This is a genomic window from Bifidobacterium sp. WK041_4_12 (assembly GCF_041080795.1).
Lineage (GTDB): Bacteria > Actinomycetota > Actinomycetes > Actinomycetales > Bifidobacteriaceae > Bombiscardovia > Bombiscardovia aquikefiricola.
In genome coordinates this window covers 1,496,516-1,511,232 of the sequence record NZ_CP129674.1, presented here as the reverse complement: position 1 = coordinate 1,511,232, position 14,717 = coordinate 1,496,516, and the positions used below count along the sequence as shown (strand labels likewise).

Below are 14,717 nucleotides of genomic sequence, written 5' to 3'. Positions count from 1 at the left end.
AGCCGTTTCATAAGGAGAACCGACATGACCACTGAACTCGAACACATGATTGCAGGCGAACTGTATAACGCCGCCGATCCGCAGCTGTCAGCCATGCGTGAACGCGCCCATGCGCTCTGCGATGCGTACAACCACTCCAGTGAAACAGATGTGCAGCTGCGCTCGAAAATCCAGAGCGAAGTCTTGCCACATATGGGTGCACGCGGCTATATTGCAGGCCCTCTGTATCTGGATTATGGCGATTTCGTCACCATTGGTGAAGATTTCTATGCCAATTTCGATCTCACCATCCTTGACGTATGCCCGGTAACCATCGGCAACAAGGTCATGTTTGGCCCTCACGCTTGCATCGTCACCCCAATACATCCGATGCGCTGGCAGGACCGCAACATCCGCAAAGCCGCGGATGGCAGCGATTTCGACTATGAACACGGTGCACCCATCACGATCGGTGATAACTGCTGGCTGGCAAGCAACGTCACCGTCACCGGTGGAGTGACAATCGGAGAAGGCTGCGTGATCGGTGCAGGGTCAGTGGTGACACACGACATTCCGGCAAACAGCTTTGCAGCGGGAGTGCCGTGCAAGGTAATCCGCCCAATCACCGAAGCCGACGCACTGCCCATGCCACATCGAGTCCCTGAGCGATGAACGATGATGAATACGCGATAAAGAGAACAAAAAGCCAGAATAAATGCTCGCGAATGTCGAATTAATTCGATATTGCACACAATTCTGTCCCCAATGTCGAATTAATTCGATATTGACTGATATTATGGGAGCATGTTTGAACGACCGCGATATATAGAACAGCTCAATCGTCTGCGCGGCAAGCACATCATCAAGGTGCTTACCGGGGTGAGACGATGCGGCAAATCGACGCTCTTCAAGTTATTTCAACGGAGATTGAGAGCGGAGGGAGTCGAGGATCGTCAGATTCACTCTATGAACTTCGAAGATCTGGACCTGCAATCTCAGCATTATTCTGAGATTTACAAGAAGCTCAATGCCGCATTGCTTCCAGAGAGCACTAACTACATTTTCCTTGACGAAGTTCAGCAGATACCCCATTTTGAAAAAATCATCGACAGCCTGTTCATCAAAGACAATGTGGATGTGTATGTCACCGGTTCCAACGCCTTCCTGCTTTCTGGAGAGCTTGCGACGCTGCTCTCCGGCAGATATATCGAGATTCACGTCTACCCGTTGAGTTTTGCAGAAATGTGCTCAACCATTGCGAGCTCATCAAAGAATCCTCTCAATCCGGAAGTTACGAAACTATTCAGCACATATCTGACTCATGGCGGTTTCCCATTTACCGCATCAATCGACGATGAACTGACCTATCGGGACTATATGAACGGCATCGTCGATTCGGTGCTGATTAAAGATGTGCTCAATCGAAGGCATCGCAGTGATACCAATCTGGTGCAGGGCTTGGCCCGGTATCTGATAGATGTATCCGGCAATCTTGTGAACCCTCGAAACATTGCGAATGCGCTCACCTCAGCGGGCTTGAAGACCTCGGCTGAGACCGTCAACGATTATCTTACCGACCTTGAAAGTGCGTATCTGTTCTACCGCTGCGATAGGTATGACATTGCTGGAAAGAAATATCTTTCGATCAATTCCAAGATATATCCGGTTGACTCAGGATTGCGCCGTGCGCTGCTCGGCTTGAAACGACCCAACCGTGGCAGTCAACTTGAAAGCTTGGTTTTCCTTGAACTCAGACGACGTGGATACGATGTCTACGTGGGCACGATAGCGAATGGGGAAGTTGATTTTGTCGCTACGAAACAGGGCGTTACGGAATACTATCAGGTGAGCGAAACCGTTCAGAACCCCGACACGTATCAGCGTGAAGTTTCAAGCCTCAAACGTATCAGGAATAGCTACCCGAAGTTTCTTCTGACCCAAGATGCCGAGGAATACAACGATGAGGGCATCCAACAGCTCAACATCATCACATGGCTCCTCAATGCATGAACCACTGTGGCTAGAACCACTGTGGCTAGAACCACTAAGCCATTGAGAACCACTAAGCAATTGAGCACCACTGTGTAATTGAAAACCACTGTGCGATTGCGAGCGTGGAGGTGGGGTCGTTGCGTTCCGAGAGGAGGAGTACGCCGAGCACGCTCATGATGGCGGTCATGAAGAGTAAGGCTAGGATAATCCACTGAATGAGGGTTTGATGTGCGATGGCGTGTTCGTTGCTGTGAAATTGGCCCATGTCGTGCGTTGTGATTGAGCTGGCATCCGTTGATGTGCGAGGTGGGATGTGTGAGAGTACTTCTGCGATGCAGAGCACGGATACGAGCGAAAACAGCCAAGTGAAATCGAGCATGTATCGCCATGAGAATCCGGCTTTGTAGGCATTGAAGAGCAGCAACAGGATTCCCAATCCGAGCATGGAGTATGCGGATGCAAGGATGTGGCGTTGGTGGAGTCTCGAAGTCAGGAATGGCAGTGCGGCCATCATCAGAAGCATGGGTGCTATGAAGAAGATGCCGCCGAGTGCTGGTTCTGCGTATTGCCATGAGTTCAGGGGCACAGGAGCATAATCCACCCACGGGAATGAAGACGTGAAGTTCGGTGGCAGCGCTAGATAGTATCCGATGACCGGTGCCATCGTTGACAGTGGCGCTGTGTATTGCGTCATGTTGGTGACGGTGATCTGATAATTGTTGCCGAAGTTGGTGATGCTGCCGAAACGCCAGTAATTGTAAGCGAGCAGGGGCATGACAATGACAATGGCTGGGATTATGCCGCAGGCCAGTGTGGTGCAGAAGGCCTTGATGTGGCGTGTGCGGATGAATTTCATGGCATCGGGCCCAAAAATCGGTATCGCAAGCAACGCTGCCAGGATGAAGGTCGGACGACAGCCCAGATTCATCGCGATGCACACCGAGCCTGCAACGATGTGTGCGTACGAAAGCCTTGCCGATGATCCTCGAGCTCCTAGCCAGAACCATAGACCCATGAAAGTGAGTGCCAGCGAAGCTGCAGTGGGAATCGTATAGAACATGCCCGAGCTGGTGAGATAGGGGAAGTTGGTGGCAAGAAGCACCGTGATAACGCTTATGACAGTGGTTGCAAGCGAAGCGTGTGGAAAATGGCGACGCAATATGCGGATTACCAGAAGCACGGCGAATATCATGCCTAGCGCTGTGAGCAGGCTCATGGCGGCAGGTGTGGGAAGCATAAGCCCGTTCCTGACCCACAGGGATGTGGTTGCCTGATACGGCATATACAGCAGCACTGCTGGAATCACGCCAAAGTATGAATACCAGCGTCCATTGAAGAAGGCATAATCCCAATAGATGGGGGTGACTCCGCTGCCCAGTAATCGTTCGCGAGCGGCTACATCGTAAGGATCTGCAAGCTGTGCAAAGCGTTGAGGGACTTCCAGATCTAGCCAGGGGCGTCCATGAAGCAGAGCATCGGCAAGGTAGGCATACTGGTTGTAATCGTAGGTGTAGCTGCCAGGATGATGGAATTGCTGAGGTGTAAAGGCTGCGATGCTTGTGATGATGCCAACCAGTCCATAGATCGCTATCGCTGCGATGGTGATTCCCATGACCCAGCGCTGGCCCTTTCGTGACGTGTCGAGCTGCGTGCTCCATAGACGAGAGCGAGGCAGAAGCGCGAGAACCGCCGCCACGGCCAGTGCCATCAATGCCATGCGCAGCGGGCTGAAGTTCAAGGGAATTCGCGGATTGAGCGTGATTGAGCTGATGGTAAGCGTCGTATCGTTTGGCTCTTGAATCCAGATGCGAGTTGTTGAGGATTGGGCTGAGGTCGGTCGCACTCGCATCGTGAGGCTACTGCTGACTTCGGCATTGATCGTGTGCGTTCCCGAGACTGACCAAGATGCAGTTCCGTCAGCGTTTTTCGCGTGTTCAGTGTTTTCAGCGGCGTTCGAGCTTGTTCGGTTTGCAGTCTTACTGCTGGAATCATAGGCGCGTGTGTCGATTCTTACGCTCACATTCTGTGAATCGGACAGGGCCACATGCTGCTCGCGCACATGCATGGTGAGCGAGGATATGCTGTTTGCATTCGTTGAAACATCAAGGTATGCGCTGGTTGCATCGGTGACCGTGAGCGTTTCTGAAGCCGTTGAATAGCGCAATCCTGAGCCAAGGATGATATGTGATCCAGCCTTGTGCTGGCTTGCATCTGCGAGCTGCAAAGTTTGTGGATCGTTCGAAAGCGTCCGCCAATGGGCAAGATTGAATCCGAAGATTTCGACACATGCAATCAGCACGAGCACAGTCAAAGCGGCAACAGCGATTCCATATCGACTTCGATTCGGATTGAACCGTGACAATGACATGCGCTTCACCCTCACCATCGTATAGTGTGCCCTGCCAACCGATTGTTGCACGCATGGTTGCGCAACACCAGAATGAGAGCGGCATGTTGAAGCTTTCCTCAAGGCATGCGCCCCTTTTTCTATGGGCTTCATGTCGTGTTGGATTGAAACAATGATGGTTATGCCCTTTAACATCAATCATTTCTTCGACTTTGCAGCATACAGGCGCAGCATGCGATTGATGCAGCAGGAATTGCACACTTCATTGCAGGAGCTGTCTCTTCCAGAACGCCTCGCACAACTGCAGTCGCACGTCGGACGCTTCGGTGAATTCGTCACCAGTCATGGCAACGACCATGCATTCCATGCAGGTAGCGATAACAGGCAGGACAACGATCCCGAGCAGAACCGGATGATGCAAGAGCTGCTGAAGTCTTCGAAAGCGCTGAGCCCGTGGGTGAAACGCCGGATTCTGCCCGCAATGGGGGGCATTCCCGGGGGTCTTGCGATTGGATGGGTGCAATTCCCGTCGATGAAGGGCAAGGCATTTTCGCTTGGCGTCTTTCCTGACGATACCCACTTCGCGCAGGTGGCTCTTGCCGACGACAAGGGACGCGTGTTCCTTGGATCGGATACGGGCATGGACACGCACGGTCTCGATGCAAGCTTCATGTTCAGCAAGGAGGGAGATGTCAGTCTGCCTTCTGGCCCACGCTTCGGGAGCGAAGAGGCGACCGAGCAGCGTTTCATTAAGGCGGTGCAGGGTGGTATGGTCGGCCGCGATCAGACTGGTCGGATGACATGGCTCGCGTCATGGCTCAAGAGTGGAAACCGCTATACGCTTGAGCAGTTGCGGCCGCAGCTGCCACACGAGATGCGCTTCAACCTCGAATATCGAGACGCGCTCGCCATCGGATTCTTCACCACCTACATGCTGCCTCAGCTCGACGGATTCCTGATTGGCTTTGGATCGGGGAATATCTTCAGAAGGCTCAATCGAGAGGCTCCCATCGGTGCAATCCGGCGTGCCGTCAGGGATACCATCGAAGCACGCGCAAAGGGACTGCGCGCATCCGGTCTTGAAGACCACTTTGCGGATCTCATGCGCGAGGCAGGTGCGCTCGATCCCGTAGGTGGGCTGGAGGCCGTGCATGGCGCGGAACCGCTGCATCTGTTCACATCCTCGTACTCGGGCTGCTATTTCTTCTCCTGGGATTCGGGTTTGGCATTCGGACCTGCGTTGCGATCCTTGAAGATCGAGGGCAATCTGAACAGATTCTCCTCAGTCAGCACATGGCTTGAGCGCAATGCGCGCATGGGTGTGTTCCCCACGGAAGATACGGTCACACGAGCCGAGGCAGCGCAGATTGACTTTGCTCTTCTGCTCAACCCGGCGTTGTCGGCCTTGCAGGTTGACGACTATCCGCCCGCAGGCTTCGATCCAATGCATGACGATGCCAAAGGCGCAGCCTCGCATATCGAGGGTGTTTCGCGTGGCGTGGCTTCACATATCTGGGATGCCTACCCAGATCCTGCGGCACGAGCGCATCATCCGCTTGAATTCCTTGCTTTCGAAGATGCGCACGGCTCCGAATGGGTCTATCGCCAAGCCGTGTCAACCATGTTGAGAGAACTGCATCTGCCATATCGCTTCGATGTCGAGCTGCGTTCGAATCTCGCGGGAGGCGACGTTGCCTTGGGCTTCACCACAGCAGGCCAGGCCATGATGCCTTCGAGCCGTTTCGATGAAGGACAGCAGGGATGGGTTAACATCAGCGAGGCCGAACGAGCGTCTATGAGCGCAGATTACAACATGCGCGTTGGAATCATCATGGCCGCAATCGCGTTCGGAGCCGATAGCCATGTTCGACGCGTGTCATTGCACATTGATTCGATAGGACTCGAAGAGGCCGTTGCCGAGCAGGATTCAGCCATTGCAGAGCTGATGAACCAGGCACTAACCGCATTCGAAAGCATCAGAAATGGGTCAGTGCATGCTTCCGGTTCGAAGGCCGACCCCAAGGACGGCGACATTCACGGCGATCCGACACATGGCAACACGCATAACGGGGTGTATGACCCTGACGAATCGGATGAATCGATCAATCAGACCTTCCAGAACATGATGCAGGATGTCGACTTTGACGAAATCAGCTTCGCCAACCCTCATGATGGGGAGAACGATGGACATCATGACGGGCAAGAGGCTGATCGTGATGATGGTGCACAGAACGATGACGCATCGAAATCATCCGATCCCACCACGAATGGTGAACAATCATCCGATTCAGATGCTGCCGATCTTGATAACGGGCATGGCGAAGCCTTCTCCAATGGCTTTGATGATGGCAGCATAGAGGGAGGCGCGTTGTCCAATGGCGACATGCACGAAGATGCACAGGGTGGAGAGCATTCTTCCGATCCATTGAATGTACTGCGCAAGAACCCAACCGTTCGCAACATGGTTACGGTCACCTTCAAACGAGAGGCATTCCTCACGCGTCTGCGTCGCGATGGACTGGCCAAGCCGAAGGATTTCTACAAGGACTTCGAGGCAGTCATGGATGTGGATGGCGCTGGCGGTCTCAACCCCGTCAACGCTGATTTCGATCTGCGCGACAATCGCTTCTCTCCCAGAGGTGCTCAGGAGGAGCCCGAGTTTGCCGATGTCCAGCTCTCACCCTCCGTGTCAAGGATTCTTGGATCCCCATATGCCTCAGGTCTGTCGATTCAGCGTGAGGACCTGCTGCAGAATGCGGTGAATGAATTCCATCGCATTGCGGGCGATACCACGATCCCCACAGTCGACAAGGCTCGTCAGGCAATGAAACTGGTCAACCAGATCAATGATCCCGAGCTGACACGGCTTGCTCCGCAGGCAACCAAGGCTCTGATCGATTCTGAAGACACTCCAGATTTCAAATTCTCGCTCGCCCATGACCTCGACGCGCAGCGTCTGAAAGGGCGAGATCTGCTCTTCTCCGGTCAGGTTGAACAAGCCTTGGGGCTTGTCGAGGCAGCGGTGTCAAAACTCGACGCGCAGTTCGCCGCCAACGATGGCGTACCGCGTTACTTCAACTCGTATGCCGAGCGAGTCGTCTATAACAGGCTTTTTGCACTGCCGCAGGAATCCACGGTGCTAATTCCTGACAATCTCTTCTACGCGCATATGGAACTGGCCGATATTCTGGCTCAGATCAAGGGGGCTACGGCTGCCCTGCCGCATTTGAATGCGATGGTTGCCTATGCTCCTGCATACCCGCTCTCTCATTTGAAGCTCGCCGTGCAGCTGGCAAGAAATGAGGACTGGGATTCCGCTCGTGCAGCGACCTTGAATGCCTTGCGGGTTGCACTCGATAGGGATGATGCCGCCTTTGCCTATTACCGTTTTGCCTATGCGGAATGGATGCGTGACGAATTCGATGTCGCAGTGGCTGCATACATGATGAGCGACCATATCAGCTCTGGCAAGATTCCCACACTGCAAGGTGAACTTGAAGAACTGCTTGCCCGCGCACAATCACAATGCATTCCCGTCCCACAGACCATCGAAGAAGCTCAGCAACTGCTGGTTGCTCATGATTTGCCCGTCTGGCCACACACTGAAGTATCGTCGATTGTTCGAAAGGCGGCACGCGTCTGCGTCGATGAGGGCATGTTCGTTCCGGCTCGCACGCTTTCCGTTGCTGCTGCACGAATGAATGATGACGATAATGATGGTGTCGATGTGGTGCAGGTCCAGTTCCTGCGCTCACTCAACGCCTGAGAGATGGCAGGAACGGGCGAACAGAGCGTTGAGGTCAGTCGTGAATCGCGAGAGTAACGGTGGAGGTCCAGGGAGGGGTTGCCATGAGCGGCACTGATGCAGGGCAAGTTGACACGGTGGATGAGAGTGATGCGTCAAAAGATGAGAGTGATGCGTCGACGCAGCAAACATTCGAGCTGGATGACATCGCAGATTCAACGTCGGGCATGGCACTAGGCAGCGATTCGTGGATTGCTGCATTGCAGAATAGTGATGCCGATGCGATGAGGCTCAAGGATCTGAATGTCGAGCAGCTGACCACGGAGCAGGCGACCAAGCTCTGGACCAAGCTATCGTCATGGGTTGAATCCGACCAGATTGCCTATTACATCAAGGATGCGCCGGTGTCTTCCGATGCGGCCTACGACGAGCGGATGCGATGCCTGCAGCAGCTCGAAAAGCAGTTCCCGACTCTTGACACGCCTGAATCTCCAACACATCGAGTGGGTGGAAGCTTCTCGAATGATTTTGCTTCCGTTCGCCATCCTTCAAGGATGCTGAGCCTTGACGATGTTTTCAGCATCGAGGAGCTCCATCAATGGTTCGATGGCATATACAATGATCTGGACTGGTCCGATTCGAAGAAATTGCCGATGACCTGTGAGGTCAAAATCGACGGGCTGGCGTTGAACCTGATATATGAACATGGCATGCTCAAGCAGGGATTGACACGTGGCGATGGCGTGACGGGCGAAGACATCACGCTGAACGTTCACACGATCCCAACCATACCGAACAGGCTGTCTGGGCCAGCGAGAGACATACCTGAGATGGTTGAGATTCGTGGCGAGGTATTCATGCGCTTCGATGATTTCAGGGCGCTCAACGATGACAATGCACGCAACGGCAAAGCGCCTTTTGCCAATCCTCGCAATGCCGCGGCCGGGTCACTGCGACAGAAGGATCCGAGAATCACCGCTTCGAGAAAGCTCAGCTTCTATGCCCACGGCATCGGCACGCTTCGCTGGGGAGCGAAGGCTTCTCGCGCCGGACATGACCAGATCGATGACCAGTCAGAGGCGTATGAGCTTTACAAGACCTGGGGTATTCCAGTTTCGCCGCACAATCGTGAGATCACATCATTCGGCCAGATAACCGACATGATCGACTACTACGGCGAACACCGCAACGATATCGAACACGCATTGGATGGCATCGTCGTGAAGGTGGACGATCTGGGACTGCAGCGTCGGCTTGGAGCTACCTCTCGTGCGCCCCGATGGGCGATCGCCTACAAGTATCCACCCGAAGAGGTCAATACCGAACTGTTGAACATCACCGTGCAGGTGGGTAGAACCGGGCGTGTGACTCCTGTAGCGATTCTTAAGCCGGTATATGTGGCTGGATCAACCGTTTCAAGAACCACGCTGCACAACGCTGCAGAGGTTGAGCGCAAAGGCATCCAAATAGGGGATACGGTTGTTGTGCGCAAGGCGGGAGACGTGATTCCCGAGTTGGTCGGACCGGTTGTCGAAAGACGCAAGGGGAGAGAGTCGAAGCTCCGTGCATTCGTGATGCCTCAGCATTGTCCAAGCTGCGGCGCGGAACTCGCCCCGGCGAAAGAGGGGGACGTTGATATACGATGCCCCAATGTCGAATCCTGCCCAGCCCAGCTAACCGAACGCGTGATCCATATGGCTTCTCGAAAGGCCTTCGACATCGAGCATCTGGGGGAGCAGAGTGCCATTGCATTGACCAATCCCGAAGACAATCGGCCGGACTCTGTGGAGGTATTTGCGCCGAACATCACCGAGGTCATAGTCAAGCCCGGCGAGGAACCTGAACCCTATGAGCCGCTGGAAGGACTCAAGATTCCTCCCGTTCAGCACCCTGTGCTGTCCAGTGAGGCTGGTCTTTTCGACATTCGCAGCGAAGATCTGGCGGATGTCAGGGTATGGCGCGAGGCTCCGATCATAGAGGTAAGCGAGACTGAATCGCATGGCAAGCGCCATCGAAAGCGGCGCAGGATTGGCGGCAGTGGTCTGTGGCATCAGATCTATGCCTTCTACAATCAGCCAAAGAACGCAAGAACGACTAAGGAAACTGCGGGAGCTCAGCCTCAGACCCTCCATGCTTCCGAGGAAGAGCAGAAGTCGGTGCGCAAGGCATCTCCTTCACGCACGACGCAAGCCATGATCGCAGAGATCGATCAGGCGCGTCAAGCAGATTTGTGGAGAGTTCTGGTAGCGCTTTCGATTCGTCATTTGGGGCCGACATCGGCGCGAGGCATTGCTTCTCGTTTCGGCTCACTCACCAAGGTTGAAGAGGCAAGCGTAGACGAGCTTGCCGAACTCGATGGAGTAGGCGAGGAGATAGCCCAATCCATTGTCGAATGGTTCACTGAAGCGCACAAGCCAGGTGATTGGCGGGGGCAGATTCTTGAAAGCTGGAAGCGCAACGGTGTTGGTGAGGGAGTTGCCGAGATTCATCGGCCTCAGACATTGGATGGCATGACGGTTGTGGTGACCGGTGGTCTTGAGGACTTTTCGCGTGATTCAGCCAAGGAAGCGATTATCGAGCATGGCGGCAAGGCATCGGGTTCGGTGAGCAAGAAAACCACCTATGTGGTTGTTGGCGAAAATCCTGGCTCCAAGGCTGACAAAGCGGAGCAGCTTGGTGTCCCAACCCTAGACGAAGCCGCATTCCACCGTCTTCTTGACACCGGTAAGCCCGAATAGTTCAACTTTCATAGCTCAGTATCGAGTTTTGCGGCCTTTTTCCAGTAGACAAGCTCAAAATTGGCTTTTCTGCGTAGCAATGATGCGGTTATGAGGCATTGATACTCAGAAAAGGCAACAAAACTCGACTATGCGATGCTCAATGTGGTGTAAATTCGTGATTTCCGCTCGATTCGCCACCGAATGCTGGTGATGTGACTCAGAAAATGGTCGTTATGCGATATGACGATGATCGCTCCGGTGAAGGCTTGGAGAACGCGAGTAAGCGATTCGACTGAATGAAGGTCAAGATGGTTGGTCGGCTCGTCCATCATAATCAGATGAGGGTGCCGCAACGCTCCGAGGCAGAGTTGCAGCTTTCTGAATTCTCCAGCAGAGGGTGCCCGATTGTCGAGAATTCGCTCCGGATCGGCATTGAGCTGGGCCAGAGAACTGCAAAGCTGAGAGTATTCCTCATGGTTCAGCTGTTCGACAGCGTTGAACAATGATTCGATTTGATCCTGAGTCTGTTCCTGCTCGATGACAAGTGCACGCACTGCTTCATGTGACGATGAACGATGCGGCGAAGCTTCGGGAGAGGGGAATCCAAGATCTGTATCGCTGGTGTCGCTGATCTCAAGCATCGCCTTCATCCGGTGAAATAGTGTCGTTTTTCCGGTGCCGTTGTCTCCAACAATGCCAATATGGTCAAGTGGGCCAACGCTGAGTGTTGGAATCCACAAGCCCGGAATGCTGCTCATGGAGGCATCCCTTGCAGTAGAGTCATCGCCGAAAGCACCAGCCTTGGCAGCGTCGCTTGGTGAGGATGTACCTTGTAGTGGTGCAACCGGCACACTGGCTTCGAAGGGGATGAAGCCCTTCTGCATATGCAGGAGTTCCTTGCGATGGCTTGGCTCTGTATGAAACCAGATATCCCCGTCATAGCGCTTCGCGGCCGTGACAATTTGAGACTGGGCATTTTCGGCGCGCTTCAAGCGATTGTTCAGGCGGCCACTTGCCTGAGAAGCTTTGAGATCCATGCCCGACATCTTCGCCAGCTTGTGCTTGGCTCGCGCATCATGATCCTTGCGATTGATGCGGCTGCCATCCTTCAAGGCCTCCACATGCTGTACGGCTTGTGAACGCTGCGCCTTCACCTGATTCAGTCGGTGGAGCTCGTGCCGTGTCTGGGCAAGATTCGACTCGGCTGTGGCGGTTTCGCCGGCGATCTGCTCATGCACCTGTGAATAATTTCCGGGGCGAGTAATCGCCATAGTTTGATTTTTCCCGTTGACGTGCTGACGTTGCAGTACAACACACTGCTGTACCGTTGCATCGATCAGATCTATGTCATGCGAAATCAGGATTCCCACACCACGGTAAGTCTGCATTGCAGCGACGATGGCTGAACGCGTGCGCGCATCGACATGGTTGCTTGGTTCGTCCAGGATCAGGAGTTCTGGACGTAGCGCAAGAGCGCAGGCCAGCTGGAGACGTTTTCGTTCGCCTCCCGATAATGTGTCATACCGCCAAGGCCAATCATCCCCGATTTCAAGGGCGCGTCTGACATTCATGGTCTCTGCAGACCAGTCATTGGCGAAATCATCGAGATTCGCTGGAGCCCGGTCAGTCGTCTGCTGGCAATAGCCGGATATGAACTGTCCTGGATGAGGTATGACAGTGCCCTCACTGGGTTTCAACTGCCCAGTTGCAATGTGCATGAGGGTTGTTTTTCCCATGCCGTTGTCACCGATAAGGGCAGTCCAGCCGAGCGGAAAGGTTACCGAGATATCCGAGAAGAGATACTCGGAAGAGTCGGGATATTGAAAAGAAATATGGTGTAAAGAAAATACGGATAATTGTTTCATGGTTGCTCCAACAGTGTGCTCCAGCAATGTGATTCCACAAGGTGATTTCACTATGTATTTCCACAATGCATGGATATGAATGCTACGTGTATGAAGTCAACGAGAACTCAATGAAGTATCCCTTTCGATGTGGATTCCTTGGCATTTCAGAAATCCAGAATTCCTAACGTTTATGATACCAGCACTTTCGATGCCATCATGTTGATTGTGTTGATTACCGAGGCATCGCACATGCTGGTATCACGATGAAACTGCTATGTCGTGGCTCTTATGTGACGATGTCATACCTTTGACAAGAAAATCGCGGAGTCGATCATTTGCCCATATTCGGAATTGGGTGGCGGTTCTGCTTTTCACGCGATATCCTACTGACAAAATCATATCAAGATTGTAGTTTGGGATGTTTCTAGTGACATTGCGGTTCCCCTCAACTTGAACCTGTAGGAAATCCCGACAGGTTCAAGCCCGCAGAACCAAAAGAGTCGCCCTACCACTGCTGTGGCGGGGCGACTCTTGAAAACAGAAGCTATCAGCTACACAAGGCTTCAGATCTGGAAGTAGAGCTCGTACTCGAGTGGAGTTGGAGCGAGGCGAGCCAAGTCGAGTTCGCCCTTCTTCATGTCGATCCAGGTCTGGATCAGGTCGTCGGTGAAGACGTCGCCAGCTTGAAGGAAGTCATGATCCTCTTCCAACGCGTGGAGAGCCTCTTCAAGGGATCCTGGAACCTGAGCAATCTTCTCATGCTCTTCTGGTGGAAGCTCATAGAGATCCTTGTCGACTGGATCCGGTGGCTCGATGTGGTTGAGAATGCCATCGAGTCCTGCCATCATCTGTGCGGAGAAGGCGAGGAATGGGTTCGAGCTTGGATCTGGTGCGCGGAACTCGATGCGCTTTGCAGCCGGTGAGGTTCCTGCGAGAGGAATACGGATGGCAGCAGAGCGGTTACGTGCCGAATAGACCAAGTTGACAGGAGCTTCATATCCTGGAACCAAGCGGTGGTAAGAGTTCATGGAAGGGTTGGTGAAGGCGAGCACGGCTGAAGCGTGCTTGATCAGACCACCAACATACCAGCGTGCAATGTCGGAGAGACCGCCGTAGCCGAGCTCGTCGTAGAAGAGTGGCTTGCCGTCTTTCCAGAGGGACTGGTGGCAGTGCATGCCGGTTCCGTTATCTCCAGCCATGGGCTTAGGCATGAATGTTGCTGCCTTGCCGGCCTGTGCTGCGGTCTCGTGAACGACATACTTGTACTTCATCAAATCATCGCCAGCATGCTGCAATGTGTTGAAGCGGTAGTTGATCTCTTGCTGACCTGCACCGGCAACCTCGTGGTGAGAGCGCTCAAGAATCAAACCGACCTTCTGCAGGTTGGCAACCATGTCGTCGCGAAGATCCTGGTTGTGGTCCGTTGGAGGGACTGGGAAGTAACCGCGCTTGACACGGTTCTTGAAGCCAATGTTCGGTGTGCCGTCATCTTCGATGTCTGTACCGGAATTCCAAGGAGCTTCGATGGAGTCGACTTCGTAGAAGGAGCGGTTCATGCTGTTCTCGAAACGAACCTTGTCGAAGATGAAGAATTCTGCTTCAGGAGCAAATGATGCAGTGTCGGCAATGCCGGTGGACTTGAGGAATGCCTCAGCCTTGGCAGCGACCTGACGTGGATCGCGTGAATATGGTTCATCGGTGACAGGGTCAACGATGGAGAAAGCCACATCAAGCGTCTTGTGCTTGCGGAATGGATCAATGAAAGCCGTCGTTGGATCTGGAACGAGCTTCATGTCCGATTCATTGATGGCCTGGAAGCCTTGCACTGAGGAACCATCGAATGGCATTCCATCAGTGAACGCATCGTTCAGGAAGTCCTGTGCCGGCACAGTGAAATGCTGCTGGATGCCGATCAAATCGGTGAAGCGTACGGAAACGTACTCAACACCCTCTTTGTTAATCAGAGCCTCGCAATCGGCCTTTGTCTTCAGTTCACTCAATGAACTGCTCCTTTCATGAGAACGTACGTTACCTAAGTCTAGAAGCATGGGTTTCGCGAACTGGCCGCTTACGTTACGAGGATGTTT

7 protein-coding genes and 1 pseudogene are annotated in these 14,717 nt (G+C 53.5%); 4 read left to right on the top strand and 4 right to left on the bottom strand.

The genetic code is table 11. The features are described 5' to 3' along the window. The first annotated feature begins 24 nt into the window (after positions 1-24). Together QN215_RS06435 and QN215_RS06430 are read left to right on the top strand one after the other, a co-directional pair. Positions 25-651 carry a sugar O-acetyltransferase gene (locus QN215_RS06435; protein WP_369343509.1) on the top strand — a complete coding sequence of 209 codons (627 nt, stop codon included), beginning with the start codon at positions 25-27 and terminating at the stop codon, positions 649-651. Between the two features lie 132 nt (positions 652-783). Then, a complete protein-coding gene (locus tag QN215_RS06430; protein ID WP_369343508.1) occupies positions 784-1,989 on the top strand; it encodes an ATP-binding protein in 1,206 nt (401 codons plus the stop codon). A 52-nt stretch (positions 1,990-2,041) separates the two neighbouring features. Here QN215_RS06430 and QN215_RS06425 read toward each other — a convergent pair whose 3' ends face one another. Continuing rightward, positions 2,042-4,339, bottom strand: coding sequence for a hypothetical protein (locus QN215_RS06425; protein WP_369343507.1), 2,298 nt, complete (start codon positions 4,337-4,339; stop codon positions 2,042-2,044). A gap of 391 nt (positions 4,340-4,730) precedes the next feature. Here QN215_RS06425 and QN215_RS06420 point away from each other — a divergent pair, with 391 nt between their 5' ends. Together QN215_RS06420 and ligA are read left to right on the top strand one after the other, a co-directional pair. Further along, positions 4,731-8,084: a tetratricopeptide repeat protein gene (locus QN215_RS06420; protein ID WP_404978523.1), complete on the top strand. Its 3,354-nt coding sequence runs from the start codon at positions 4,731-4,733 to the stop codon at positions 8,082-8,084. 83 nt (positions 8,085-8,167) lie between these two features. Next, positions 8,168-10,801: an NAD-dependent DNA ligase LigA gene (gene ligA, locus QN215_RS06415; RefSeq protein ID WP_369343505.1), complete on the top strand. Its 2,634-nt coding sequence runs from the start codon at positions 8,168-8,170 to the stop codon at positions 10,799-10,801. A 128-nt stretch (positions 10,802-10,929) separates the two neighbouring features. Here ligA and QN215_RS06410 read toward each other — a convergent pair whose 3' ends face one another. The 3 genes and pseudogenes from QN215_RS06410 to glnA form a co-directional block, all read right to left on the bottom strand. Then, a complete protein-coding gene (locus QN215_RS06410) occupies positions 10,930-12,648 on the bottom strand; it encodes an ATP-binding cassette domain-containing protein (RefSeq protein WP_369343504.1) in 1,719 nt (572 codons plus the stop codon). A 240-nt stretch (positions 12,649-12,888) separates the two neighbouring features. Beyond that, positions 12,889-13,095, bottom strand: a pseudogene (rhuM, locus tag QN215_RS06405) (RhuM family protein); the annotation flags it as partial. A gap of 98 nt (positions 13,096-13,193) precedes the next feature. Beyond that, complete coding sequence (gene glnA / locus QN215_RS06400; RefSeq protein ID WP_369343503.1) at positions 13,194-14,630, bottom strand: type I glutamate--ammonia ligase; 1,437 nt, start codon at positions 14,628-14,630, stop codon at positions 13,194-13,196. Positions 14,631-14,717 lie beyond the last annotated feature (87 nt).

Bases quoted from the DNA above. Each gene is read 5' to 3' on its own strand.
- QN215_RS06425 (WP_369343507.1), bottom strand. From the start codon at position 4,339: ATGTCATTGTCACGGTTCAATCCGAATCGAAGTCGATATGGAATCGCT.
- ligA (WP_369343505.1), top strand. From the start codon at position 8,168: ATGAGCGGCACTGATGCAGGGCAAGTTGACACGGTGGATGAGAGTGAT.
- QN215_RS06435 (WP_369343509.1), top strand. From the start codon at position 25: ATGACCACTGAACTCGAACACATGATTGCAGGCGAACTGTATAACGCC.
- QN215_RS06420 (WP_404978523.1), top strand. From the start codon at position 4,731: ATGATGCAAGAGCTGCTGAAGTCTTCGAAAGCGCTGAGCCCGTGGGTG.
- QN215_RS06430 (WP_369343508.1), top strand. From the start codon at position 784: ATGTTTGAACGACCGCGATATATAGAACAGCTCAATCGTCTGCGCGGC.
- QN215_RS06410 (WP_369343504.1), bottom strand. From the start codon at position 12,648: ATGAAACAATTATCCGTATTTTCTTTACACCATATTTCTTTTCAATAT.